The organism is Halorussus salinus (assembly GCF_004765815.2).
Classification (GTDB): Archaea; Halobacteriota; Halobacteria; order Halobacteriales; family Haladaptataceae; genus Halorussus; species Halorussus salinus.
In genome coordinates this window covers 254238-278294 of sequence record NZ_ML974128.1, presented here as the reverse complement: position 1 = coordinate 278294, position 24057 = coordinate 254238, and the positions used below count along the sequence as shown (strand labels likewise).

Sequence of the window (24057 nt, the reverse complement as noted above, 5' to 3'; positions counted from 1 at the left end):
CCGACACCGCGTCTCTCGGTCGACACCGGGGTGTGACATCAACACCAGCGTATAGTATTTTCTCGCGGAGGCGCGCTCGCGAGTGCGCCGCACATTCGCACGCGCGTGTGCAACGCTCACACGCCGCTTGCGTTCGCCCGCGGGCACGCGACCGACACGAACCGCCAAACTGGCTCGTGGTTGAACCGCCAAACTGGTTCGTGGCCAAATCGCCAAACTGGTTCGTGGCCGAATCGCCAAACTGGCTCGTGGCCGAACCGCCGAGGTTTTTCCTGCGCTCGCCCGAATCGGGAGGTATGGACGACCTCGGCACGCCGGTACTCGACAATCACCTGCATCTGGACCCCGACCACGGCCGGGGCATCGAGGCCGTGAAGGACTTCGCGAGGAGCGGCGGCACGCATCTCCTCGTGGTAAACAAACCCTCGTGGCTGCTGGGCGTCGAACCCGAGACCGGCGAACAGTTCCGCCCAGTCTTCGAGACGACGCTCGACGTGGTGGCGCGCGCCGACGAGATACTGCCCGGTCGCGCGTGGCCCGTCCTCGGGGTCCACCCCGGACTGGTCTCGAAACTGGTGGACGACCGGGAATTCGCTCCGGAGGAGGCCCGCGACCTGATGCAGGACGGACTGGACCTCGCGGCGGAGTACGTCGCCGACGGGAAGGCCCTCGCGCTCAAGACCGGCCGCCCGCACTACGACACCACCGACGCGGTGTGGGAGGCCTCCAACGAAGTCCTCCGGCACGGACTCGCCCTCGGTGCCGAGAACGACTGTGCGGTCCAACTCCACACCGAGGCCAGCGAGGACCTGACCGACATCGCCGAGTGGGCCGACGAGCGCGGACTCGACCCCCACCGAGTCGTCAAGCACTACGCTGGCGGTCGGTTGGCGGGACCGACCCCGAGCGTGATGAGCGAGAAGGACCGTCTCGAACTCGCGGCCGACCGGGGCGACCCCTTCCTGATGGAGACCGACTTCGTGGACGACCCCGACCGTCCCGGCGCGGTCATGGGGCCGAAGACGGTGCCCCGGCGCGTTCGCTGGATGCAGGAGAAGGGGTACGACGACGCGATTCGCAACGCCCACGTCGAGACGCCCCGGTCGGTCTACGGACTCGACACCGAGGCGACGCTCGACCGGTAGCCGACCGGCCCGGCCCAATTAGCCGACCGACCTGATTCCGATTAGCCGACCGACCCGATTCCGCTAGCCGACCGACCCTCTATCGCACCCATCATCGAGGTCACACGACTGCCCGAGTGCGCGACGGCGAACCGCGGCCGAAACGCCGGAGTCGTCGGAACGCGGCGCGTGACCGCGGTTTTTCGAGCGAAGATTCGCCTCGTAGGATTTATGAAGCGCGCAACACTCCGAGGAGACATGAGCGCGCCTCCGGAGGAATTCTACTCCGACGAACGCTGGCAGAACTGGCTCGACCGCATCCGAGACGAAGAGATCGACCCGGAGAACGAAGATTCGGCCCGCCTGCTCCTCAATTTGCAGGACGACGTGGCCATCGCGGTCGCGAAAATCGTCACCGCCTACGACGACGACGACATCGACGAGGAGGAGGCGCTCGAGGAACTGAGCGACATCCGCGAGGTCGTCCTCGAAGAAGTCGAGTTCGACAACGACGAGAAAGCGATGCTCATCGACGGGGTCCAGACGAGTCTGGTCTGTGTCTTCTACTCGGCCGACCAGTACGTCGCCGAGGGTCCCGCCGACGAGGCGAGCGTCGAGGAGTACGTCCTCGAAGCCGGACGCGCCGAGGAGGGCGAAGACCTCGATTCGGCGCTCGGTCTCGTCGCGGCCGCCGGAACGCGCATCATCGACGGCGAGGAGCTGAACATGGAGGTCACCGAAGACCTCGAATACGGGCTGGTCACCGAGTGGGTCAACGGACTCGACAGCCTCCAGAGCGCGATGAGCGACCCCGAAGTCGTCGAAGAGGAAGACGACGAGTAGTTGCGCCGGTCGCGCGTCGGAGAGACCGATTCCGACGGCGCAGGCGCTATTTTTAACTACCTGCCCCGAAAGGAACCGGGTAGTGCGACTTCGAACCGACGAGCGCGGGGTGACGGTCCAAATCGGGACCGTCCTGCTGTTCGCAGTCCTCGTGATTCTCCTCTCTATCTATCAGGCGTCGGTCGTCCCCCAGCAGAACGAGCAGGTGGAGTTCACTCACAACCAAGCAGTCCAGAGCCAACTGCAAGACCTGCGCGACGACCTCCTGCGGACCGCGGCGACCGGGAGCGGCGGGTCGGCCTCGGTCGCGCTCGGCACGCAGTACCCGGTTCGGGCCGTCTTCGTCAACCCCGCACCGCCCTCGGGCACGCTCCGGACGACTCCTCCGGCGAACCTGACCGTCGAGAACGCCACCGCGACCGGCGAGACCGGCGACTACTGGACCGGGAGCGCGCGCAACTTCTCGACGCGCGGGCTGACCTACGACCCCCTCTACCACGTCTACCAGAACCCGCCGACCACCGTCTACGACGCTGGCGTCCTCTACAATCGGTTCGACAGCGCGAACCGAACCCTCGCTGGCCAGCGACTCGTAGACGGTAACAGCATCTCGCTGGTCGCGCTGAACGGAAGCCTCTCGAAGTCCAGCAGTAGCACGACCACGGTGGACCTGCGCGCGGTCAGCGCCGCGACCCGCACCGTGGCTGTCGGCAACGAGTCGAGCAACGTCTCGGTTCTGGTCCCGACGACGCTCCCGGCCGACGAGTGGCGGGGACTCCTCTCGGCGGAGATGGACGAAACGGCGTCCAATCCCGACCGCTACGTCCGGGCGGTCGAGGAGGTCCCCGACAGAAGCGCGGTCCGGCTCGTCCTCGAACCCGCGACCTACGAACTCGAACTGGCGAAGGTCGGCGTCGGAACCGACGTGACCGACACCGACGCCCACTACGTCACCGACGTTCGGGGCGACAACGCGAGCGTCGCGGAGAACAGCGGACGGGACCTCGTGGTGGAGGTCCGCGACCGCTTCGATAATCCGGTCTCGGGCGCGACCGTGAACATGACCCTCGACAGCGGTCTCGGCGGCGACGCGGTCGCGGCGCAGGGCCAGCGCGGCGACCAACTCACCGACCTGACGACCGACGAGGAGGGCCGGGTGACGATTCGGTACGACGCGCCGGAGAACTTCGACGGGTCGAACCGCGACGTTGCGGTCCGGGTCGGGATGGCGTCGGTGCCGCCCGCTGGCGGCGACTTCGACCCCGGCACGCGGACGAACCTGAGCTACAACCTGACCGCGGTGAACACCGACGGGAGCGGACTAACTGACGACAGCGACGGTCCGGCCACGTACAGCGTGAACTGGACCGACGCGGTCGGCGACGGCCTCAGGGACTGTGACGCGCAACTGACTCGCTGTACGGTGAACGCCGACGACGGAATCGAGTTGGACCTGACCGCGACCGTCACCGACGGCACCGACCCGCTGGCGCAGGCCGCGGTCGATTACGCGGTCAACGACTCCGCGCTCGCCGAGGTCGTCCCGACCGGCGAGACGACCGACGCCGCGGGCCGCAACGAGACCACGCTCCGCCTGACGCCGACCAACGGGACCGTCACCGTCTACGCGGCCAGCGGCGACGACGTGGACCCGATTCGCGTCCGAATCGTGAACCCCGACCCGGCGGCCGAATCGGACTCACCGACCATCGAGCGGTTCATCGTGGACGACCAGAGCAACTGCCCGTCCGGACAGACGCCCTGCCCCGGCAATTCCGGAAGCGTCCAGTACGGCATCGACTGGGCGGTCTCGGATACTGGCGGGAGCGGTCTGTCGAGCGTCGAGTTGTCCCTCCGCAATCAGAACGGGCAGACCGTTACGACTCAGACTGTCGGAGTGAGCGGCGACTCCGCTTCGGGAACCGCGACGCTCACACCGGACTCGGGCAACGGCAACTACGGCGAGGAGTACACGGTTCGCATCGAGGCGACCGACCAAGCCGACAACACTGAGACCGCGAGCGTGACCGACACCGCCGACGGGCAGGGCGGTGGCGGTGCTGGGGTTGACCCCGGATTCGCGTATCAGGACGCCGACGGTGACGGCGTCTACGAGCCCGACACTACGGATTCGCCCGTCAGTGAAGCGCAACTCGACGGCACCTTTACCGCGGGCGACGGTAACGACCTCGTGGTGCCAGACAGTACGGACGGGCGCGGGTCGCTCGACGTGAACCGCGCCGACTGGACGGCCGAGAGTATCCTCCTCGATGCCAACGTGACGAGTCGAAACGACGTGCGCCTCACGGCCGAGTCGGGGTCGCTTGACCTCGCCGACCGGACGGTAGACAACTACGCTGGCGGAAGCGGGAGCGGCGGCGTCACCCTCGACGCCGCCGGGTCGGTAGCGATGGCCGGAACGGACGTGCGGACGAAAGGGACCGTCTCCATCGACGGGGGCAAGACGGACCTGACCGGCACCGTGCTGGACAACTACGTCGGCGGAAGCGGGAGCGGCGGCGTCTCGATAACTAGTTCGGGCAGTCTCTCGGCCGCCGACGCCGTGGTCGATACGAAGGGCGACATCTCGGTCGAAGCCGACGCGGTGACAGCCTCGAACGCGGTGTTCGACAATTACCAAGGCGGAAGCGGGAGCGGTTCGGTGACTGTCGACGTTGCCGGGTCGTTCGCCGCCGAGGAGAGCGTCTTCGCCACCAAGAACACGGTACAGGTCACGGCCGCGAGCGCGGACCTCGACGGAGCGTCGATAGACAACTACCAAGGCGGGAGCGGAAGCGGCGCGATTACTGTCTCGGCCTCCGGTGGCTCGCTGTCGGTGAGGGACGCCGACCTCCTCTCGAAACGGGACGTTAGTCTCTCCGGCGACTCGCTCGACGCGGCCCGGACGAGCGTGAACAACTTCGTCGGCGGGAGCGGGTCCGGTAGCATCTCGCTGACCGCCCGGACCGGCGACGCCGTCCTGAATCGGACCGAACTGAACACCGCTCGGTCGTCGTCGGCGACCGTCTCACAGGGTACCCTGTTCGTCGCGGAGGCGACGATAGAGGAGCGCGGGAGGAGCGGAACCCTGCAGAACACCGAGAGCGCGACGGTCGTCGGCGAACCGAGACGGGGCCGCGTGAGCTGACGTATTTCGACGCGCGTCGAAGACCCTATCGACAAAATCTTATAGGCGGTCGCCGGAGTAACGGATATGACAGCTGTCGGTATCGACGCCATCGAAATCTGGACGGGGAAGCTCAAACTGGACCTCGCGGAGACGTTCGCGCCCGAGAAGGGCGAGGAGCCCGAAAAGTACACGAAGGGACTCGGCCTGCACGCCAGTTCGTTCCCGGACGCTCACGAGGACATCGTGACGATGGGCGCGAACGCGGCCAAGCGCCTGATGGACCGCAAGGGTCTCTCGCCCGACGACATCGGTCGCATCGACGTGGCCACCGAGAGTTCGTTCGACAACTCCAAGCCCGTCTCGACGTACATCGCGGGCTGTCTCGAACAGGTCTACGACGGCGACTTCCACCACGCCAACAAGGGCGAGCGCAAGTTCGCCTGCATCTCCGGCACTCAGAGTCTGGACGACGCGTACAACTGGATCAAAGCGGGTCGTAACCGCGGCCGCGCCGCGCTCGTCGTGGCGACCGACACCGCCCTCTACGCGCGGGGCGACCCCGGTGAGGCCACGCAGGGCGCGGGCGCGGTCGCCATGCTCATCGACGAGGAGCCGAGCCTCGTGGAACTCTCGACCGAGCAGGGCTACGGGAGCGCCGACGAGACCGACTTCCTCAAGCCCAACCAGCAGTTCCCGAGCGTGGACGGTAAGCGCTCGATGCAGGTCTATCTCGCTCGGATGCGCGAGGCGCTGGAGGACTTCGAGAGCGTCTCGGGCGACACCCACCCCGACGACTTCGCGTACATCCCGTTCCACACGCCGTTCCCCGGCATGGTCCGGAAGGCGGGCCTGCTGGGCTACCGACACATGATTCGGGACACGCCCATCGAGGAGGAACTCGCGGAGGAAATCGGCTTCCAGCCCCGCGAGGAGGACTTCGACGACCGCGAGAGCTACGAGGAGGCCATCCGGGACCACATGGACGACCTGAGTTCGACCGAGGCGTACCGCGACTGGTACGCCGCCACCGTCGAGCCGACCCTCTCCATCTCCCGAGAGGTCGGCAACTGGTACACCGGGTCGGTCCACATCGCCCGTGCCAGCGCGCTCAAGACCGCCGCCGAGGAGGGCATCGACCTCGCTGGCCAGAAACTCCTCGTGGGGTCCTACGGCTCGGGCGCGCAGGCGGAAATCCACGCGGAGACGGTCGCCGACGGCTGGGAAGACGAAATCGAGGCGCTGAACATCGACGCCCAGAACGACGCCCGCTACGACCTCAGCTTCGAGGAGTACGAGAACGTCCACGACCGGCACAACCACGACAAGACCATCGAGATGGAGGACTTCACGGTGCCGGACGGCGAGTTCGTCTTCACCGGGACGGGCCGGATGAACGAGCGGCTCTACGATTATGTGGACAACTAGTCGGACCAGCTGAGTCGGTTGCTTTTCTGCGGTTCTATCGGCTGTTTTCTCGGTCGAGCGGTCTTGGACCCGCAAACCGCCCTACTGCCGACACCTCGGAGTGACCGCGACGCCACCGCATGACACCGCCCCGCACGGGCCTCACACCTCCCCAACCGCTTCCCTCACTTCGTTCGGTCATCCCTCGCGCGACGACGGCGCGAGATGAACTCGCGCCAGCGCGCGCCGACCACCACGGGACGTAACGATTCGAGCGAGAACGAATCCGCCGCGGTCCGAGAGCTTATAAACGACGACGCCCGACGATACCGGCATGAGTGACGCTGGCACGGAAGGCGCGAACGAGTCGGGTGCGGAGGCGACCCCGACCGAGTTACCGGAGCGTGCGGCGGTCGAGGAGACCCGCGAGTCCGACGCGGGGACCGTCACGGCGGACACCGAAGCCGCCGCACCCGCGCCGGAAGTCGAGTCGAGCGCGGCCAGCGACGCCTTCGAGGCGCTGGGCAACGAGGTCCGGATGGCGGTCCTCCGGGCGCTCGCGGGCGGCGAGGACGATAGCGACGCCGCGGGCGAGGGCACGTCGGACTCGCCCGAGCGCCGGACGATGACTTTCTCGGAACTCTTCGAGCGAAGTCCCGCCGACACGACCGCCGGGTTCGCCTACCACCTTCGGCAGTTGACCGACCTGTTCCTCCGGCGAACCGGCGACGAGGGCGACCGCTACGCGCTGACCTACGCCGGGCGGCAGGTCGCCCGAGCCATCGCCGCCGGAACCTACACCGACCGGGTGTCGTTCGGTCCCGTGCCGACCGGCGACGCCTGCCCGCTCTGTGAGTCGGGCGACCTCGCGGCGGTCTGCGAGGCCAACTCCGTCACCGTGGCCTGCGACGACTGCGGGCGCGGCGTCCTAACCTTGCCGTTCCCACCGAGCGCGCGCCGGGACCGCGACCCCGAGCGCCTGCTTTCGGCGTTCGACCGCCACCACCGCCACCGCCTCTCTGTGATGTCCGACGGGGTCTGTCCCGAGTGCGCGGCGACGATGGACGCCGCGCTCGCGTCCCCGCCCGACTCCCTGACCGACCGCCTGCCCGACAGCGACGCCGAGCGCGCGCAGGTCCTCCTCGACTGCGCGCAGTGCGGGTGCCGACTCCACGCGCCCGTCACGCTCGCGGTCCTCGAACACCCCGCGGTCGTCGCGTTCTTCCACGACCACGGGCTGAACGTCCGGGATAGGCCCATCTGGAACGTCGGCGACGAGTGGACCGAGACGGTCGTCTCCGACGACCCGTGGTGTGTCAGGGTCGGCGTCGAACTGGACGACGAACTGCTGGACGTGTTCGTCGCCGGGGACTGCTCGGTGGCCGGGACGCGGCGGCGCGGCGCGGAGTCGGTTCGGCAGGCGTCGTAGGTTTCGCTCTTTTCGATTCGAGGAGTTCCGGAGCGCCAGCAACAGCGACCCCGCCAGCGAGACGAGCGTCGCACTCGGGCCGGATAAACGAATAAGCGCGATAGGAAATCGCCGCGGAACCGTCAGGACGCCTGCCGATTCCCGCTCTCGTCCAGCAGTCCGAGACGGTCGAGCGCGCTCCGGCGCTCGTCGGCCGAGAGGTGGCGGTAGCCCGCCTCTTTCGTCACCGTCGCCACGGCCACCTCCGCGGGGGCGAACGACTCGTCGTCGGGCGCGGCGAGGGCTTCCAGCGAGAGGTCCACGCCCGAATCGAGGTCCGCGTCCGGACGATACTCGGCTTCGAGGAACTTCCGAATCTCGGCGCTGTCGCGTCCGACCGCCGCGGCGTCCCACGCCGAGGGCGTCCCCGAGGGGTCGGTCTCGTACAGCGCGGGCCGGTAGTCTCCCGAGGCGTCTTCGGTCACGCCGCCGACCAGCAGGCCGGTCCCGAACGGGCGCGCGCCGCCCGACTGCGTGTACTCCTGCACGTGGTCGGCGACCGCCTTCGCGAGCGGTTCGACGCCCATCGGCTCGTCGTAGGTCAGGCGGTCGCGCTGGGCGGTCTGACGCGCGAACTCCACCAACTGTCGGGCGTCGGCCGCGTTACCCGCCGAGGCGACCCCGAGGAGGTCGTCCACCTGATGCAACTTCTCGACGCTCTCGGGGTCCATCAGCGGCGAGCGCACCCGGCGGCGGGCCGCGAGGACGACGCTCTCGGCGGTCGTGACCCCGACGCTCGCGCTCCCGCGCTCGACCGCCTCGCGGGCGTACTCGACCTGATACAGTCGTCCGTCGGGCGAGAAGATGCTGGTGCCCCGGTCGTAGGCCTGCTGGTCGCCCTGCATCAGGCCACCTCCTCGCCGTCGTCGGCGTCGCGGTCGGCCGCGTCGCCTCCGGCCGCGGTGGCCGGGTCGGCGTACAACTCGGCCGGGTCGTCGTACGCGTCGATGGCGACCTCCTCGGCGGTGATTTCGGCGACGGTGACGCCGTTCCCGCTGGCGGTGTCGCGCTCGATTGCGCTCTCGACGGCGCGGGCCGCGGCGTCGGTCGCGGCTTCGACCGAGAGGCCGGGCCGGAACTCGCGTTCGAGGACGCCGAGCGCGAACTGGGTGCCGCTCCCCTTCGCGGCGTAGGGCGCGTCCATCACCGCGCCGCCGCCGTCGAGGTCGTAGACCTGCGGGCCGTCGCCGTCCACGCCGCCCAGAATCGGCCGGACCATGCGGTAGGGACCGTTTCGGAGGAGGTTCCCCGCGAAGGTGGCGAACGCGGCGACGCTCGGCGGGTCGCCACGGCGAATCTCGTACTGGTCGGCCCGCGAGCGGAGTCGGCGGGTGTAGTCTTGGAGACTGCCGACCGCGCCCGAGAGCGCGACTGCCGCGGTCGGGTGGACTCGCTCGACTTTCTGGGTATCCTTGCTCGTGACGAACCGGCCGCCCGCGCTCGCACGCCTGTCGGCCATCACGACCACCGCGTCGTCGGCCGTGACCGCGACCGTCGTCGTGCCGGTCTTCGTGAGTTCCGGGTCGCTGTTCGGGGTCGATTCCGAGGGAGGTCTGGCGTCTGGCATCGAAAACAGGTACGGGCCAGCCACCGAAAAGTGTTAGCTAAAATATATTTTAGCCGGACGGGTGGACGGAAGGTCGGACGCGCCTCGGACCGACTGCTCCGGTGGACACTCGGGCCGAAATTCGCTCAGGGGAACTCTCGGAGCGCCTGCAACACGTCGTCTATCGGCTCGTTCGTGACCGAGAGCGAGAAACCGTCGAGGCGGGCCATCTTCGGCGCGTGGTCCCACAGGTCCCCGCGGTCGAGGCCGTGGAGGACCACCGCGTTCGGCGTCGGATTCACGACGCGCATGGCGACCAGCGGCGACTCCCCGCGGGTGACGTTGGTGAACATCAGCGCGCGGCTGGTACTCTGGCCGTAGAGTCGATAGAACTCCTCGCTGGAGAGGCGCGTGATAGCCTCGATGCTGTCGATGACGGTGTGGCCGGTGACGTGGCGCTGGTCGCCCTCTGCGAGTTCCCTCGCGCCAACCGCGTCGTAGAATCGGTCGAGTGAGACCTGCGTCGGATACTCCCGGAGGTCGTTCACGATGTCGCTCTCGAACCCCGCGGAGACGACGCGGGCGTACTGGCGGATGCGGTCGCCCCCGCGGCGCTCGTCGATGTCCAGCAGGGCGTTGACGAGTCGGGAGACCACGCCGATGCCCGGACTCTCGCGGCGGCCGCTCTCGTAGTCGCTGACGACCGACGACGACACGTCGAGGTGGTCGGCCAAATCGGTCTGGGAGACTCCGAAGTCGGTGCGCCACTTGCGGAGCGTCGCGCCGGGGTCGTCGCTCAGGGTTATCTCGCCCGCGATGCGTTCCGCGAGGTCCCCGCGGGGGTCGGTATCTCCAGTCATGCTCCGGTCTGCGCGAGTCGCTCGGAAAAGCGTATCGAAATCGGGGTTCGGCGAACGTCGAAGATAGCGGGAAAGTGATAATGTGGATGGGTCACGTACGACAGTTCACATGCCTTCGACGGTGGTACACGTCGCGCTGGCGGGACTGGTGGGGACCGCACTGTTGGCGGACTACTTCGACGGGAAGTCGGTGGCGGTCGTGATGACGGCGGTGGCGCTGGTGGACTTCGACGTGTTCGTCGGGTTCTGGATAGCGGGCGCGCATCGGGCGGCGTTCCACACGCTCCTGTTGCCGCTTCTGGGTGGGGTCCTGCTGTGGGCGGACCTGCGCCGAGGAGACGCCTCGCTCGTTCGCTCGCAGTGGGGCGGCCGGGGCGTCCGCGTCGCGTGGGTCAGCCTCGTCGCGGTGACGTTCGCCGGAATCGGTCTCGACGCGTTCTTCAACGGCGCGAACCTCCTCTACCCGCTTCACGACCGATTCTACACCTTCGACGGGAAGGTGTTCTACTCCACGAAAGAGGGGTTCGTCCAGACGCTCGTGAACGTCGATTTCGGGGGGCTGGTCGAGGCGTTCGCGCCCGACCGGTCGGGCGGTGCGGGGGCCGACGCGGGGTCGGGAGCCGGGTCGAGCGGCGGCGGTTCGTCGGGTGCTGGCGGCGGGTCCGAGTCGGTGCGGACGACCGAGAACACCCACTACAGCACGGGCATCGACCCCCAAAAGGGTGCCGAGGAGGGCCGGGTCGAACGCCTGTTCCCCATCGCCTACACCGGCGAGCGGGCGCTCCTCGCGCTGACGGGCTACACGGTGGTCGGGCTTCGGGTCTGGATGGAGCGCCGTGAGTGACGCGAGTGCGAGCGGATTCGGGTCGCCCCCGGTAGCGCGAATCGACCCCGACCGCTGGAAACGAAGTTACGCCGACCATCAGAAACGCGAACCGACGCCGAACACGGGACGCGCCGCGCGCTCGGCCGCGCTCGCGGTTCTGCGCGGCCGAGCGCGCGAGCGGGGAGGCACGGGGCGCGGTGCTGTGCGGTCGCGGTCCGAGAGGTGTCGGCGACAGCGCGGTTCGCAGTGTTGTCGCGGTACGGTATCGTCGTGGCCTCACGAGCGTCGGAAACGACTCGCTCGGGGCCGAAAAATCGCGTCACTCCTCGTCCCGACTCGCAATCGCTAACACCCTCTCGGACCAAAGCCGGACCATGACCGAGACCGTCGAACTCCGACCGTACGACCCCGACCGCGACCCCCGCGACCTCTGGGACCTCAAGCGCGCCTTCGAGTTGGGACTCGGGTCCGGCACCGGCGGCGACGACAAGCGGGCCGTCTACGAGGAGAAACTGACCGACGACTACGGCGAGCGGTACCTCGACTGGGTGTTATGGTGTACGAAACACGACCCGCAGTGCGTCACCGTCGCGGAGGTCGTCGGGGACGACGAAGCAGATACAGCACGGTCCGAGAGCGACGAGGAGGCCCCGGAGGAAACGGAAGCGGCCGACGACCCCGCGCTGGCGGGTTACGTCTTCGTCCTGCCACAGCAGTTGGCGATGATCTGGGACGCCGCGGTCCTGAACGAACTCTACGTCCGGCCGGAGTACCGCGGCACCGGTGTCGCCGACGACCTGATGGACGCCGCGGTCGAACTGGCCGACGAGCAGGACCTCCCGCTCGACAGACTCGTGTTGGACGTGGACCGCGAGAACGACCGCGCGCAGGCGTTCTACGACCGCCACGGCTTCGAACATTGGGGCGAGATGGTCGCCAAGAAATTAGCGTAGCGAACTCGTTCTCGGAATGGTTCACTCGTTTTCGGGCACTCCTCGCTTTGAGGTGACCGCCGGAATCGGAACCGTGGAGTCCTCGAAAGCCCCCGCCCGCTCGCGGTCGTTGCTCGGCATATCTGTGCCTCTCCGCACCGCCCGGCGCGGATAGTGGCCGAGCAAGCGACCACGGGTCTTCGACCCGCGAGCAGGCGGCCCCTTTCATCCACCCGAACGGGTGTCTGTCCAGTCGAGCGGTCGCTATCTCGTGAGCGTAATTCCGACGAAAAGCGTCACCCGTCCGGTACCGTCCCGTTCGTCCTACTCAAGCGCGCTACTCAACGCGCCGCCGACAGCGCCCAGCGCCAGCGGATAGACCAGTCCTGCGAGGAGAACCGCGGTCACGAGGTCGGGCGCGATGGCGGCGTCGGTGTCGCCGATGGCGTGGGTCGCGACCAGCGCGACCCCGGCCGACAGCGGGAGGTAGCCGAGCGCGACCGTCGCGCCCGCTTTCGCGCGTTCGAGCGCGCCGCCCGGTCGCCCGTACGCGGCGACGACTCCGGCCGCGAGGAGGACGACGACCGGGAGCGCCAGCATCGCGGTCGAACCCTCCTCGCCGGTCACGAAGTTCGCGGTCTGGGTCCCGCCCGTGATGGTCGGGAACCGGGCGGCGACGAAGTGGGCGTTGAAGAAGAGCCACGAGACGCCCTTCCACGCGGGAATCGCCTCGCCGCCGAGCAGTTCCGAGACGAAGCCGACGCCGCGGAGCGCCTCCGAGACGGCTTGGGACTTCCAGACGTACGCGACCAGATAGCCGAGTAGCCACGCGCCGACGCCCGCGACTGCGCCGCGGGCCAGCGTCGCACGCCGAGCCACGCCGTCGGCGGTGAGCGATGGGTCCTCTGCGGTTGTCATGTCCGGGGCGTACCACCGACGATTGGAGTATCTTGTGGCCGCACGACAGTGGAGTAACACCTCCGGACTCCTCGCGGCCGATTTCGCGGGGGGCATTCGCGGGATTCAAGAGCGACCACTGGGAACGTTCACCACATGATTCTGCGTGACGCCCGAGTCGTGGACGGCACCGGCGACCTGCGAGACGACGCCGCGCTCCAGTTCGACCCCGAGTCGGGACGCATCGAGGCGGTCGGCGACGCCGACCCGCGGGAGAACGAACCGACCTACGACCTCGGCGGGAAGACCGTGGTTCCGGGTATCGTGGACGCCCACGTCCACTTCTCGCTGTCGGGCGAGGCCAGCGTCGCCGACGTGGTGGGGATGAGCGAGGCCGAGTTGATGCTGACCGAGGCGGTCAACGCCCGCAAGACCCTCGAATCCGGGGTCACCGGCGTCCGGGCGATGGGTGCCCGCGACCTCGACGTTCTCCTCGCCGAGCGCATCGACCGCGGCGACGTGCCCGGCCCGCGGATGGTCGCCAACTGTCGTTCTATCACCATCACCGGGGGCCACGGCCACCACCTCGGCCGGGAAGTGGACGGCCCGACCGAGTGCCGGAAGGCGGTCCGCGAGCAGGTCAAGCAGGGCGCGCAGTTCATCAAGTTCATGGCGACCGGCGGGGTCACGACACCCGGTACGGACCCGAACGCGCCCGCGTTCACCCAAGACGAGATGGACGCGCTGGTGGACGAGGCCCACCGCCGCGGCGTCCACGTCGCGGCCCACGCCCACGGCGCGGAGGGCGCACGCGCGGCCATCCGAGCGGGCGTCGATACCATCGAACACGGCACGTTCCTCGACGAGGCGACCATCGACCTCCTCGTGGCGGAGGACGTAGTTCTCGTCCCCACTCTCTCTGCGCCCTACCGCATCGTCCGCAACGCCGACCACGCCACCGACGAGGCGCTTCAGAAGACCAACGACGTGTACGAGCGCCACATCGAGTCGTTCTCCGCGGCGGTCGAGGCGGGCGTGGACATCGCGGGCGGCACCGACGCGGGCACGCCGTTCAACTACCACGGCGCGAACGCCACCGAAATCTCGTTCATGGCCGAGTACGGGATGGACCCCCACGACGCGCTCGTGGCGATGACCGGCCGCGCCGCCGAGGTCATCGGCTTGGACGGCGCGGGCACGCTCGAACCCGACTCGTACGCCGACCTCCTCGTGCTTGACGAGGACCCGCTGGACGACCTCGGCGCGCTCCGGGACCCCGAGACGGTCGTCAAGGGCGGCGAAGTCGTCGCCGGGACGGCGTTCGACCGACTCGCGGAGTAGCGCTCCAACTCCGATTCAGTGGGTGAAGACCAAGAGTCGGCCCTCCTCGCGGACGACGCAGAACCGGCCGTCGGGCTGGCTGAAGCTGTTGTGGCGCTTCTCGGAAATCAGGAGGTCCGCGAACGACTCGTCGCAGGCCGGGCAGTCGAGTCCCTTCTTGTTCTCCCACAGCTGAGTCTGGCCGGTGTCCTTGTGCAACTTCAGGGCGTGACGGTGGTCGTGAACGTCGAAACGCTCGGGCATAGCCGGTGGTTCTCGTCAGTCCCTCTTCGTCGCTTCGACCCACTGCTCGCGCGTGACGGTGTAGCGGTGCAGGTCGGCTATCTCGTCGCCCATCGGCACCCAGTTGCGAAGCACCCCGTCGTACTGCCCGCCGAATCGCTCGACGTACTTCTCGATGGCCCGCCGGGACTTCTCGTTGCCCTCGTTGTAGCCCGCCGTGGCGAGTTCCAAGTCGAGTCGGTCGAACGCCAGTTCCATCAGGGCGGCGGCGCGCTCGCCCGAGTAGCCTCGTCCCCAGAACGACTTTCGTAGAACCAGTCCGAGGATGGCGGTGCGCCTGTCCCACTCGCAGATGAGATTGGCCGTCCCCGCAATCTCCCCGGCGCGAGGTTCGCCCGCCTTCGGACGGACGACGTACTCGGCGGCCTCGCCCTCGTCCCAGCGTTCTTCGGCCTCCTCGATTCGGTCGTGGGCCCCCTTCGGCGTCTGGCACGGGTCCTCGGGGACGTACTCGAAGACCTCCTCGGCGGCGACGCCCGCGGCGAAGCAGTCGTAGAGCGCGAGGGTCTCGACGTTCTCGTGGCAGAGTCGTTCCAGTTGGAGGCGGTCAGTCTCGATAGTTTCGGGGAGGAGGTCGCTCTCGTTCATCGGTTCTCCTCCCACTCCTCGCGGGTGACGGTGTAGCGGTGGGCGTCGGCGGGACCGCCCGGACCGACCCAGTAGTTTCGCAGGCGACCCTCGTGGCGACCGCCGAATCGCGCCACGAACTTCTCGGTCGCGCGCCGGGAGTTGGCGTTGCCGTGGCGGTGGACGATTTCGACCGCGTCGAGGTCGAGGAGATCGAACGCGACCCGAGTCAGCTCCGCGAACGCCTCGCCGTAGTAGCCCCGGCCCCAGAACGGTTCGCGGAGCCAGATGCCGAGTTCGCCGGTCCGGCGGTCCCAATGGGGCGCGAGACCGACCGCGCCAGCGATGGCGTCGGTCGCGGCGTCGCCCGACGAGTCGTTCGACTCGTCGCCGCGGTCGCTCGGCCGAACCAGAAATTCGGCGTTCTCGCCCGCCGCGCGCTGGTCGGCGAGTCGGTCAAGATAGTCCGCGGTCTCCTTGGGCGTGTCGTGTGGCTCCCACGGCAGGTGTTCGGTTACGGTGTCGATGTCGTCGCCAGCGTTCCCGGAGCAGATGTCGTAGTAGTCCAGCACGGGCACGTTCTCGGGCGTCAGGGCGGTCAGTTCCAACCGGTCGGTCTCGATTCGCTCCGGGAACATGCCAGACGTGTCGGAGACCGAGGAGAAAAGCGTTACCCGAGAGCGGGACGCGGTGACGGACCGCTCAGTACTCGGCGGTCGCCTCCTTGCGCCCCGCTAGCTCGTCGGGGTCGAGCCTGAAGAACCGGAAGTTGACTTCCCGCGGGTTGCGCTCGAACACGTCCACCAGCGGAATCTCGACCTGCCGCATCGCCTCGCCGACCGACGAGTCCAGCGACTCCTCGGAAATCTCCTCCAGTTCGCCTTCCGCGACCACGCTCCGCCACCCCTCGTCGGTGTCCTCGTAGGTGACGAACGACATCGACGCGCCCTCCTCGACCGGGCCTCGCTTCTCGGCGTCCGGGTCGAACGCGAGTCGGAAGTAGAAGTGGCCCTCGGTCTCGTCGTAGCCGTACGACACCGGGAGCGAGAGCGGCGACTCGTCGCCGCGCGCGAACGAGAGAACCCCCGTGCCCCCGTGTGCGAGAAATTCGGTGCGCTCCTCGGCGTCCATCTCGACAGCACCTGCGTCTGTCATGCGAGATGGTACCACGCGAGAGAGGAAAAAGCTGTGCGGTGGTCGGGGACGAGGCGGTGCCTGTGTTGCTCGAACGCGACCCGTCCGGTACTCCGCAACAACTAACCGCCGCTCGCACCTACCGACGCTCAATGACCGACTGGACCGAGAAGTATCGGCCCACCTCCCTCTCCGAACTCCGCGGGAACAACAAGGCCCGCGACGCGCTCAAGGAGTGGGCCGAGACGTGGGACGACCACGGCGACGCCGCCATCCTCCACGGCAGTCCCGGCGTGGGCAAGACCTCGGCGGCCCACGCGCTGGCCAACGACATGGACTGGCCCACCATCGAACTGAACGCCAGCGACCAACGGACCTCCTCGGTGGTCGAGAAGGTCGCGGGCGAGGCCGCCAAGTCCGGCACGCTGACCGGGGGCGGCGACGGCCGCCGACTCGTCGTCATGGACGAGGCCGACAACCTCCACGGGAACGTCGATAGGGGCGGGTCGAAGGCCATCACCGAGGTCGTCAAAGAGGCCGGACAGCCGATGGTTCTCATCGCCAACGAGTTCTACGACATGTCCAACACGCTCCGGAACGCCTGCGAGGAGATAGAGTTCCGGGACGTGCAGGCCCGTTCCATCGTGCCCGCGCTCCGGCACATCTGCAAGCAGGAGGGCATCGAGTACGAGAAGGACGCGCTCCGAGCCATCGCGGACAAGAACGACGGCGACCTGCGCTCGGCGGTCAACGACCTGCAAGCCATCGCCGAGACCGAGGAGCGCCTCACCGCCGAGGACGTGGAGGTCACCGGCGAGCGCGACCGGTCGAGCGGCATCTTCGACTTCCTCGACGCGCTGTTCAAGGAGGAGGACGCCCGGAGCGCGATTCAGGCGTCCTACGACGTGGACGAGACGCCCGACGACATGCTGAACTGGGTCGAGGACAACGTGCCCAAGGACTACGAGGGCGCGGAACTGGCCACCGCGTACGACTTCCTCTCGAACGCCGACAAGTGGCTCGGTCGCGTGCAAGCGTCCCAAGACTACTCCTACTGGCGCTACGCTGGCGACAACATCGCTGGCGGGGTCGCGGCGGCCCGGCAGGGCGACAAGGGCGGGTGGACCCGGTACGGCCCGCCGAGCTACTGGCGGAAACTGGGCAGTTCGCGGGGCAACCGCAACAAGCGCGACTACGTTGCCCGAAAGATAGCCGAGGCCGACGGCGTGAGCATGTCCACCGCGCGCCGCGAGATGTTGCCGTTCCTCGCGGCGATGACCCACCACTGCAAGAACCGGGAGCTGACGATAGCGATGACCGCGAAGTACGACCTCGACGCCAAGCACGTCTCGTTCGTCACCGGGTCGGGGAAGGACACCAACAAAGTCCAGAACATCGTGGAATCGGCCGAGGAGCTACGGGAGGAGGCGGCCGTCGAGCATTCCGGGGGCGCGTTCGAGGGCAGTCACGGGTCGATGGCCACCGGCGAGTCGGCGTCCCCCGACGCCGACTCGGGAGGCGACGAGTCGGCGGAGGAGGCCGACTCCTCGGAGGGTGAAGCCAGCGGGGACTCCGGCGACGACGACGCGCAGGCCGGACTGGGCGACTTCGGCTGACGCCCGACCGACGCGGGTCGTCCGGGACGCCGAGTCGCCGAGCGACTCGTCACCGCGCGGGCCACACCAAGATTTCGCCGTCGGCCCGAACCGTCACGTCGTGGCCCTCGTACCGGAACGTGATGGAGGTCTCGGTCTCGCGGTCGCGCATCGACGCCACGAACTCGTGGAGCGCGTCGGGGTCCATGTACTCGTACAGCGGGGCGAGTTCGGTCACCGACACTCCGGTCGCCCGCGAGATGGCGCACGTGACCGCCGAGTCGAGCGTCTCGGAGCCCGACCAGTCGGCCTGCATCCGCAGGGGTGTCTCGCTCTCTCGGAGGGGGTTCTCGCTCTCGTACTCTCTCGCGTCGGCGGTGTGCATTTCGGTCTTCGACATCGTATCTCGCCGACTGTGGCAAGGGTAGACAGGTGCTTGAACCCCCGAAACGCTGAAAGCCGATTGGTGGCTCTGAGGGCGGCTTGCTCCCGAGTTAATCCGAATTAACTCCGCCAGTGGCGACCTAACGGGAGTAACGACTGCCTACCGCGGAGAAACGAGCCGTGGAACCGCCCGGAATGGGGTAAGACTACCCAAAACGACGCAATCCCTTTTTCCTTGCGCGTCGGACGTTCCTGACGAATGGGGGCGCGACAGTCCGTAGCGTTGCTCGCCGCGGCCCTCTGTCTGGTGGCCGCGGTCGGCACAGTCGTCGGTGGGGCGTCGGCTATCGGCGACGCCGGGACGGCGACCGGCGAGTCCGAGGTAGCACTCGCCGACGCGAGCGCGCAGTCTCGCATCGACGCGAACGCGCAGTCCCGCGCCGACGCGAACGCACAGTCCCAAAGCCAGCGCGTCACGCCCGACACGGTGGTCCTCGACGTGTCGGTGTACGGCAACGGCACCGCCCGGTGGGAGGTCGTCTACCGCACGCGACTCGACGACGCCCAGACGACCGCGGCGTTCCGGAGCTACAAGAACGACGTGGAGGCCAACGCCACGAAGTACAGCCAGCAGTTCGTCGGCCGGATGAACAGCACCATCCGGAGCGCCGAGCGAACCACCGACCGGGAGATGTCGGGGACGAACTACACGGTCAGCGCCGAGATTCGGGAGTTCCCGCAACGGTACGGACTCGTCGTCTACTCCTTCGAGTGGCACGGGTTCGCCACGGTCGCCGACGGCGAGGTCCGCGTCGGCGACTCGCTGTCCGGACTCATCCTCAACGAGAAGACCCGGCTACTCGTCAAGTGGCCCGAGGAGTACGACGCGACGACGGTCGAGCCGCGCCCCGACTCGGGCTACGAGAAGCGCGAGAACGCGGTCATCTGGAACGGCCCGCTGGAGTTCGCGGGCAACGAGCCCCGAATCGTGCTGACCGCGCCCGGCGCGGTCGGGCCGAACGTGCCGTGGACGCTGGTCGCGACCGGCGTCGGCGGTCTCGCGCTCGCCGCGGCGCTCGCGGCTGGCGGGTGGTGGCTCTACCGGAGCCGCGACCGCGACGACCGCGACCCGGAACCGGATGGCGACGCTCCGCCCGAGGACCTGCTGAGCAACGAGGAGCGCGTCCTTCGACTCCTCGAACGCCGCGGCGGGCGCGTCAAACAGCGCGCGGTCGTGGACGAACTCGGCTGGACCGAGGCCAAGACCAGTCAGGTCGTCGGGAGCCTCCGCGAACAGGGGAAAATAGAGAGCTTCCGGCTCGGTAGGGAGAACGTACTCGCGCTGCCGACCGAACGACAGGAGTCCTGAAACTCCGTTAATTCGGCTAAATCCGAGTTCAGTAACGGCGACTTATTGACCGTGGACGCCATCGGATGTATCTATGAGACCGACGTTCGTCGTCCTCCTCGCCGCGGTCGGACTGGCGCTCGCGACCGGCGGCGCGGTCGCCGACCAGTCGCCGCCGGTCGCCGACGGGACCTCCTCGGTGCGACCGGTCGCCGACCCCGGAGAACCGGGCTGGCCGGGCCAAGAGACGACGAGAAACGAGAGCGACGACGGGACCGAGCGACGAGACGCGCCGACCGAACAGCACGAGGAGACCGACCCGGCGGAGGCACCGACAGACCGAACGGAAGCACCGACTGACCGACCCGACGAACCGACCGACCGGAGAGAGACCGACCGACCCGACGACACCACGACCGGCGTCTCGCCGGGCCAGCAGTTGAGCGGCGCGGTCGGCGCGCAGGGCGCGTCCGTGCAGGGGGAACTGCTGAACCGGTCGCTGTCGGGGCGACTGGCGAACGCGACGACGCCCGACGAGCGCGCCGCGGTCGTCGCCGACGAGGCCGAGTCGCTTTCGGCGTACCTCGACACCCTCGAAGGCGTCCGGGCGAACCTCACCGAGGCGTGGGAGCGCGACGAACTCTCCGAAGGGGAGTACCGCGCCGCGCTGACCGAGTTCGTGGTCCGGGCCAGAACCGTCGAGCGTCGGGCCAACCGGACCGCGCGGGCCGCCGAGGAGCTTCCCGACTCCGCGCGCCGGGCGTACGCCATCAACGCCTCCCGAATCTGGGACCTCGGCGCGCAGGCCCGCGCGCTCTACCAGTTCGAGGATGAAGTCGCTCGCGAGGTGGTAGACGAGACCCTCGACAACGGGACCGGCGGGCGCGCGCTCCCGGTCGCTGGCGGGCGGTCCGGCGAGCGGTCGGCTTGAGTCCGGGGAGTCAGTTCGTCGGTCGAACGCGGCCGGGGTCGGCCGACCCGCCGAAGCCGACCCGCCGACCGCTGACCGCCGCCGAGTCAGTCCGACGACGATTTCGCTTGCTCTGACATCGGTGCAGATTTCTCTACTGATTGTAGATGTTTGTCTCGCGCGGACCGGGAACGCTCGGCCGTCGCGACGCCGGACCGTTCGCCCGCGGCGTCGGGTCGGTCGGCGGCCGGAGCGACGGCCTCGGACGGGACCTCGACCAGTTCCGGCGGGCGAGTCGCGCCCTCGGGCAGGTCCGGTGAGTCCGCGGCGTCGCCCGCGCCCGGCACGAGGAGACCCGCCGTGTTCCGAACGTCGCGGGCGAACGGCCCGAAGTCGTCGGCGCTGAGGTAGTCGAACCGGCGGTCGCGGACGACCGACCCGGCGACGGCGAGCGCCGTCTCGGCGAACGAGGGCCGGGAGACCAGCGGGAAGTCGTCGGTGAGGATGCTCGCCAGATGGAGGAGTTCTCCGCGGAGCAGGTGGCCAGCGACGCCCGCGTCGTAGTCGGGCGGGCGCGCGACGGGTCTGCCGGTCGCGCGCCGCCAGTAGAGCGTGGGGAAATCGACGCCCGCCTGCACGGTGAACGGAAGCGACGACCAGAACCGCGGGTTGACCTCCATGAGTTCGAACTCGCCGGTCTCGGGGTCTCGGAGGAACTCGACCATCGCGACGCCGTGCCAGTCGAGTTCGTCCAGCAGTCGGCGGCCAGCGGTCTCCAGTTCGGGGATATCGACCGACTCGCGGTAGGCGCTCGGCCCGCCGGAGTACTCCCACCCGCGGCGCTGGCGATGCTGGAAGGTGGCCAGCGGTTCGCCCTCGTCGTAGAGCGCGAAGAAGCCGTACTCGTCGGAGTCGGGGACGTACTCTTGGACGAGCGGGACGTGACCCATCTCCGCGACCAGCGCGTCCCGGTCGGGCGTCTCGTCGGGCGCGACGTAGCGGGTCGAACTCCACTGGGTGTGACTCCGGGCGAACCGGTCGGAGTACTCGGCGGCGTGGACCGTGTAGCGGGGTTTGACGATAACGTCGCGGTCCCACTCGTTCCACTCGTCCAGTAGCGCGGTTTCCGGTGCCGAGACGCCAGCCGCGGCCGCGGCGTCGAACAGTTCCACGCGGTCTTGAGCGCCGCGGAGGCGGTCGAGCGTGGGCCACGGCGTGCCCACGTGGTCGGCGAACGCCTCGCGGTTGCGCGCGAGGAGGTACACGTCCGGTTCGCGGAAGGGGAGGATAGTGTCGACGCGTTCGCGGCGCGCGAGTTCGAAGAGGGCCTCCTCGTACGCCTGTAAGTCGCGCGTCGGGTCGGGAACTGTGACGAACTCGTCGCAATACTTCGAACTCCTCGCCGGTGGAGTCTCGCGCTCGGAAACTGCGATAGTCCGGATACCGTGCCGACCGAGCGACCGGATGGCGGCCGTGCTACTCGCCGTGTCGATGGCGGGCACGACCACCGTGGACTCGGTGGCGGGATGGGGGTCTCCCATGCGTTCCCAATCGGTTTTCGTCGGCTTTGTTATGCGGAATCTGTTGAGGTACGCATATATTTCTCTGCGTGACAATCTGAGGTAAAACGCCCCTTCGGACCCGAAGACGGCGGTTACCGCGACGGAAGGGAACTCCTACGACGAGAGCGACGAGGAGAAGGCGGTCAGTACGGGAAGATTTCGAAGCCCTGCGGCAGGACCACTCCGAGGAGCAAAAAGAGCGTCCCCGCGATGGTCGCCGTGATGACTGCGTAGGGAATCTGGGTTCGGACGTGGACGAGGTGGTCGCTCCCCGCGGTCGAGGAGGCCAGCACCGTCGTATCGGAGATGGGCGAGGCGTGGTCGCCGAAGATGCCGCCGCTGAACACCGCGCCCAACACTAGCGGCAGATTCGCGCCCGTGGTGAACGCGACCGGGATGGCGATGGGGAACATGATGCCGTAGGTGGACCACGAACTCCCGTCGGAGAAACTGATGCCCGCGGTCGCGAGGAACACGAGTAGGGGAATCACCGCGGCCGGGACGCCTTGGAACCAGTCGGTCACGAAGTCCGAGATACCCAGCACGGTGACGCTGTTCTGAATCGACGAGGCCAACATCAGGATGAGCGCCGCGAGGAAGATGCCCTTGAACCCGTGGACCATCGCGTCGGTCGCGTCGTCGTTGCTCGGGATGTCGCCACGCAGGCGGAACAGGACCGCCGCGACGACCAGCGCCGCCGTCGCCGCGAGTCCCAACCTGACGCCGCCGATGTTGAACGCCCACTCGCCCGCGGGCGGCACCATCAGTTGGTAGCCCCCGAGCGCGAACAGCAGGTTCTCGGGCTTGCCGGGGACGTGAACGACGGGACTCCCGCGCCAGAACATCGCGCCGAGACCGACCAGAATCATCGTGCCGACTGGAACGGCGAAGTTCCGCCAGTCGGGCGTCGCGCTCTCGGCCATCTCGTAGCGGTCCATCTCCTCGGATATCATCGGGTCGTGGTCGTCGCCGACGACGCCGTTTCCGGCGCGAGCGCGGGACTCCTCGCGGCCCATGCCAGCGATATTGGGGAACACCTGCCACGCGACCAGCGCCGCGATGACGAGCGCGACCCACGAGTAAAAGCCGAAGAAGAGGCTGTTGAAGAACAGCGGCCAGATTTCGGCCGTGACCGCGGTCGGGCCGTCGCTTCCCGCCTGTACGAACCCGTCCATCGCTTGGGGAAGCACGTCTTGGGTCGCCGCCGACTCCAGTCCCGCGCCGATGAAGCCGATGAGCGCCGCGCCCCACGTCGAGTAGAACGCGAGGCGCGCGGCCGGACTCCCTGCCGAGTCCACGTAGTAGGCCAGTTTCGCCCGCGAGACGTTGTACTTGTCCGTCAGCGGGCGCATCATCGACCCGACCACCAGACAGTTGAAGTAGTCGTCTATGTGGACCGCGATTCCGGCGAGGAAGGCGGCCTTCTCGGCGTCGGCCGGGGAGTCGGCCCAGTCGGCGAGGGCTTCGAGGACGCCCTGAATCGCGCCCGCCCGAATCATGAGTCCGATCATCCCGCCGATGGCGAAGATAGCCAGCAGGACGTTCTCGACGTACCACGCGGAACTGAACAGCGGTGCGGTGGCGACGAGCGTCGGAATCAGTTTCAGGCCGAACAGCGCGCCGAGAGCGTTGCCCAGCGGCGTGCCCACCAAGTCCGGCGGCACGCCCACCGCGTCCGCGCCCGGCTTTATCGCGCCGTAGACCGGTCCGGCGCTCGCTACGCCGACGAACAGGCCGATGAGTGCGTCTCGCGTCGTCCACGCCAACGTGATAGCGAGGATTGCGGGGACGAGCGACCAGACGCCAGCGTCGATGCTTTCGAGAGCCATCTACCCGGTCAGTGGTAGTCGGTATCACATAGGAGTTGCGACTGAAAGAAACGCGCTCGGCACGCGATTTCGGGA

22 protein-coding genes are annotated in these 24057 nt (G+C 68.1%); 11 read left to right on the top strand and 11 right to left on the bottom strand.

Going from position 1 to position 24057, the window contains the following annotated elements; all coding sequences use genetic code 11:
- The first annotated feature begins 296 nt into the window (after positions 1–296).
- The 5 genes from EPL00_RS09455 (at position 297) to EPL00_RS09435 (ending at position 7930) form a co-directional block, all read left to right on the top strand.
- Positions 297–1145: a TatD family hydrolase gene (locus tag EPL00_RS09455; protein WP_135852943.1), complete on the top strand. Its 849-nt coding sequence runs from the start codon at positions 297–299 to the stop codon at positions 1143–1145.
- Between the two features lie 237 nt (positions 1146–1382).
- Positions 1383–1967, top strand: coding sequence for a DUF2150 family protein (locus EPL00_RS09450; RefSeq protein ID WP_135852944.1), 585 nt, complete (start codon positions 1383–1385; stop codon positions 1965–1967).
- Positions 1968–2049: 82 nt separating this feature from the next.
- Positions 2050–5115 (top strand): hypothetical protein, encoded by a 3066-nt coding sequence (locus EPL00_RS09445; RefSeq protein WP_135852945.1) that lies wholly within the window; start codon positions 2050–2052, stop codon positions 5113–5115.
- Positions 5116–5181: 66 nt separating this feature from the next.
- Positions 5182–6522 (top strand): hydroxymethylglutaryl-CoA synthase, encoded by a 1341-nt coding sequence (gene hmgB / locus EPL00_RS09440; RefSeq protein WP_135852946.1) that lies wholly within the window; start codon positions 5182–5184, stop codon positions 6520–6522.
- Positions 6523–6835: 313 nt separating this feature from the next.
- Entirely contained in the window at positions 6836–7930 is a 1095-nt protein-coding gene (locus EPL00_RS09435) for a DUF7351 domain-containing protein (protein WP_135852947.1), read from the top strand.
- 122 nt (positions 7931–8052) lie between these two features.
- Here EPL00_RS09435 and EPL00_RS09430 read toward each other — a convergent pair whose 3' ends face one another.
- The 3 genes from EPL00_RS09430 to EPL00_RS09420 all read right to left on the bottom strand — a co-directional run bounded on the left by EPL00_RS09430 (position 8053) and on the right by EPL00_RS09420 (position 10375).
- Positions 8053–8814 carry an archaeal proteasome endopeptidase complex subunit alpha gene (locus EPL00_RS09430; protein WP_135852948.1) on the bottom strand — a complete coding sequence of 254 codons (762 nt, stop codon included), beginning with the start codon at positions 8812–8814 and terminating at the stop codon, positions 8053–8055.
- The gene (locus EPL00_RS09425; protein WP_135852949.1) at positions 8814–9536 is read right to left on the bottom strand and encodes an Ntn hydrolase family protein; all 723 of its coding nucleotides are present in this window, start codon (positions 9534–9536) and stop codon (positions 8814–8816) included. The genes EPL00_RS09430 and EPL00_RS09425 overlap by 1 nt, the downstream gene beginning before the upstream one ends.
- Before the next feature lie 125 nt (positions 9537–9661).
- Positions 9662–10375: a helix-turn-helix domain-containing protein gene (locus EPL00_RS09420; protein ID WP_135852950.1), complete on the bottom strand. Its 714-nt coding sequence runs from the start codon at positions 10373–10375 to the stop codon at positions 9662–9664.
- Between the two features lie 109 nt (positions 10376–10484).
- Between EPL00_RS09420 and EPL00_RS09415 the strand changes: the two genes are divergently transcribed.
- Positions 10485–11219, top strand: coding sequence for a metal-dependent hydrolase (locus EPL00_RS09415; protein ID WP_135852951.1), 735 nt, complete (start codon positions 10485–10487; stop codon positions 11217–11219).
- Positions 11220–11575: 356 nt separating this feature from the next.
- Positions 11576–12154 carry a GNAT family N-acetyltransferase gene (locus EPL00_RS09410; RefSeq protein ID WP_135852952.1) on the top strand — a complete coding sequence of 193 codons (579 nt, stop codon included), beginning with the start codon at positions 11576–11578 and terminating at the stop codon, positions 12152–12154.
- Positions 12155–12457: 303 nt separating this feature from the next.
- Here EPL00_RS09410 and EPL00_RS09405 read toward each other — a convergent pair whose 3' ends face one another.
- Entirely contained in the window at positions 12458–13051 is a 594-nt protein-coding gene (locus EPL00_RS09405) for a transporter (RefSeq protein ID WP_135852953.1), read from the bottom strand.
- Between the two features lie 135 nt (positions 13052–13186).
- Between EPL00_RS09405 and EPL00_RS09400 the strand changes: the two genes are divergently transcribed.
- On the top strand, positions 13187–14371 hold the full coding sequence (locus tag EPL00_RS09400) for a metal-dependent hydrolase family protein (RefSeq protein WP_135852954.1): 1185 nt from the start codon (positions 13187–13189) through the stop codon (positions 14369–14371).
- Positions 14372–14386: 15 nt separating this feature from the next.
- On the opposite strand, the gene EPL00_RS09395 is transcribed toward EPL00_RS09400, so the two are convergent.
- The 4 genes from EPL00_RS09395 to EPL00_RS09380 form a co-directional block, all read right to left on the bottom strand.
- Positions 14387–14614, bottom strand: a complete 228-nt coding sequence (locus EPL00_RS09395) for a DUF7385 family protein (RefSeq protein ID WP_135852955.1) — start codon at positions 14612–14614, stop codon at positions 14387–14389.
- Between the two features lie 15 nt (positions 14615–14629).
- The gene (locus EPL00_RS09390) at positions 14630–15241 is read right to left on the bottom strand and encodes a GNAT family N-acetyltransferase (protein ID WP_135852956.1); all 612 of its coding nucleotides are present in this window, start codon (positions 15239–15241) and stop codon (positions 14630–14632) included.
- Positions 15238–15858: a GNAT family N-acetyltransferase gene (locus EPL00_RS09385; protein ID WP_135852957.1), complete on the bottom strand. Its 621-nt coding sequence runs from the start codon at positions 15856–15858 to the stop codon at positions 15238–15240. The genes EPL00_RS09390 and EPL00_RS09385 overlap by 4 nt, the downstream gene beginning before the upstream one ends.
- Before the next feature lie 64 nt (positions 15859–15922).
- Positions 15923–16375, bottom strand: coding sequence for a pyridoxamine 5'-phosphate oxidase family protein (locus EPL00_RS09380; RefSeq protein WP_135852958.1), 453 nt, complete (start codon positions 16373–16375; stop codon positions 15923–15925).
- 131 nt (positions 16376–16506) lie between these two features.
- On the opposite strand from EPL00_RS09380, the gene EPL00_RS09375 reads away from it, so the two are divergent.
- The gene (locus EPL00_RS09375) at positions 16507–17970 is read left to right on the top strand and encodes a replication factor C large subunit (RefSeq protein WP_135852959.1); all 1464 of its coding nucleotides are present in this window, start codon (positions 16507–16509) and stop codon (positions 17968–17970) included.
- 49 nt (positions 17971–18019) lie between these two features.
- On the opposite strand, the gene EPL00_RS09370 is transcribed toward EPL00_RS09375, so the two are convergent.
- On the bottom strand, positions 18020–18349 hold the full coding sequence (locus tag EPL00_RS09370; protein WP_238398167.1) for a HalOD1 output domain-containing protein: 330 nt from the start codon (positions 18347–18349) through the stop codon (positions 18020–18022).
- 243 nt (positions 18350–18592) lie between these two features.
- Between EPL00_RS09370 and EPL00_RS09365 the strand changes: the two genes are divergently transcribed.
- Both EPL00_RS09365 and EPL00_RS09360 read left to right on the top strand, forming a co-directional pair.
- Positions 18593–19702, top strand: a complete 1110-nt coding sequence (locus EPL00_RS09365) for a DUF7343 domain-containing protein (protein WP_135852960.1) — start codon at positions 18593–18595, stop codon at positions 19700–19702.
- A gap of 73 nt (positions 19703–19775) precedes the next feature.
- On the top strand, positions 19776–20612 hold the full coding sequence (locus EPL00_RS09360) for a hypothetical protein (RefSeq protein ID WP_135852961.1): 837 nt from the start codon (positions 19776–19778) through the stop codon (positions 20610–20612).
- An 86-nt stretch (positions 20613–20698) separates the two neighbouring features.
- On the opposite strand, the gene EPL00_RS09355 is transcribed toward EPL00_RS09360, so the two are convergent.
- Entirely contained in the window at positions 20699–22132 is a 1434-nt protein-coding gene (locus tag EPL00_RS09355) for a carboxylate--amine ligase (protein ID WP_202932588.1), read from the bottom strand.
- 164 nt (positions 22133–22296) lie between these two features.
- Entirely contained in the window at positions 22297–23982 is a 1686-nt protein-coding gene (locus EPL00_RS09350) for a Na+/H+ antiporter NhaC family protein (protein WP_135852962.1), read from the bottom strand.
- Between the last annotated feature and the right edge of the window lie 75 nt (positions 23983–24057).

Bases quoted from the DNA above. Each gene is read 5' to 3' on its own strand.
- EPL00_RS09455 (WP_135852943.1), top strand. From the start codon at position 297: ATGGACGACCTCGGCACGCCGGTACTCGACAATCACCTGCATCTGGAC.
- EPL00_RS09450 (WP_135852944.1), top strand. From the start codon at position 1,383: ATGAGCGCGCCTCCGGAGGAATTCTACTCCGACGAACGCTGGCAGAAC.
- hmgB (WP_135852946.1), top strand. From the start codon at position 5,182: ATGACAGCTGTCGGTATCGACGCCATCGAAATCTGGACGGGGAAGCTC.
- EPL00_RS09435 (WP_135852947.1), top strand. From the start codon at position 6,836: ATGAGTGACGCTGGCACGGAAGGCGCGAACGAGTCGGGTGCGGAGGCG.
- EPL00_RS09430 (WP_135852948.1), bottom strand. From the start codon at position 8,814: ATGCAGGGCGACCAGCAGGCCTACGACCGGGGCACCAGCATCTTCTCG.
- EPL00_RS09425 (WP_135852949.1), bottom strand. From the start codon at position 9,536: ATGCCAGACGCCAGACCTCCCTCGGAATCGACCCCGAACAGCGACCCG.
- EPL00_RS09420 (WP_135852950.1), bottom strand. From the start codon at position 10,375: ATGACTGGAGATACCGACCCCCGCGGGGACCTCGCGGAACGCATCGCG.
- EPL00_RS09415 (WP_135852951.1), top strand. From the start codon at position 10,485: ATGCCTTCGACGGTGGTACACGTCGCGCTGGCGGGACTGGTGGGGACC.
- EPL00_RS09410 (WP_135852952.1), top strand. From the start codon at position 11,576: ATGACCGAGACCGTCGAACTCCGACCGTACGACCCCGACCGCGACCCC.
- EPL00_RS09405 (WP_135852953.1), bottom strand. From the start codon at position 13,051: ATGACAACCGCAGAGGACCCATCGCTCACCGCCGACGGCGTGGCTCGG.
- EPL00_RS09400 (WP_135852954.1), top strand. From the start codon at position 13,187: ATGATTCTGCGTGACGCCCGAGTCGTGGACGGCACCGGCGACCTGCGA.
- EPL00_RS09395 (WP_135852955.1), bottom strand. From the start codon at position 14,614: ATGCCCGAGCGTTTCGACGTTCACGACCACCGTCACGCCCTGAAGTTG.
- EPL00_RS09390 (WP_135852956.1), bottom strand. From the start codon at position 15,241: ATGAACGAGAGCGACCTCCTCCCCGAAACTATCGAGACTGACCGCCTC.
- EPL00_RS09385 (WP_135852957.1), bottom strand. From the start codon at position 15,858: ATGTTCCCGGAGCGAATCGAGACCGACCGGTTGGAACTGACCGCCCTG.
- EPL00_RS09380 (WP_135852958.1), bottom strand. From the start codon at position 16,375: ATGACAGACGCAGGTGCTGTCGAGATGGACGCCGAGGAGCGCACCGAA.
- EPL00_RS09375 (WP_135852959.1), top strand. From the start codon at position 16,507: ATGACCGACTGGACCGAGAAGTATCGGCCCACCTCCCTCTCCGAACTC.
- EPL00_RS09370 (WP_238398167.1), bottom strand. From the start codon at position 18,349: ATGTCGAAGACCGAAATGCACACCGCCGACGCGAGAGAGTACGAGAGC.
- EPL00_RS09365 (WP_135852960.1), top strand. From the start codon at position 18,593: ATGGGGGCGCGACAGTCCGTAGCGTTGCTCGCCGCGGCCCTCTGTCTG.
- EPL00_RS09360 (WP_135852961.1), top strand. From the start codon at position 19,776: ATGAGACCGACGTTCGTCGTCCTCCTCGCCGCGGTCGGACTGGCGCTC.
- EPL00_RS09355 (WP_202932588.1), bottom strand. From the start codon at position 22,132: ATGGGAGACCCCCATCCCGCCACCGAGTCCACGGTGGTCGTGCCCGCC.
- EPL00_RS09350 (WP_135852962.1), bottom strand. From the start codon at position 23,982: ATGGCTCTCGAAAGCATCGACGCTGGCGTCTGGTCGCTCGTCCCCGCA.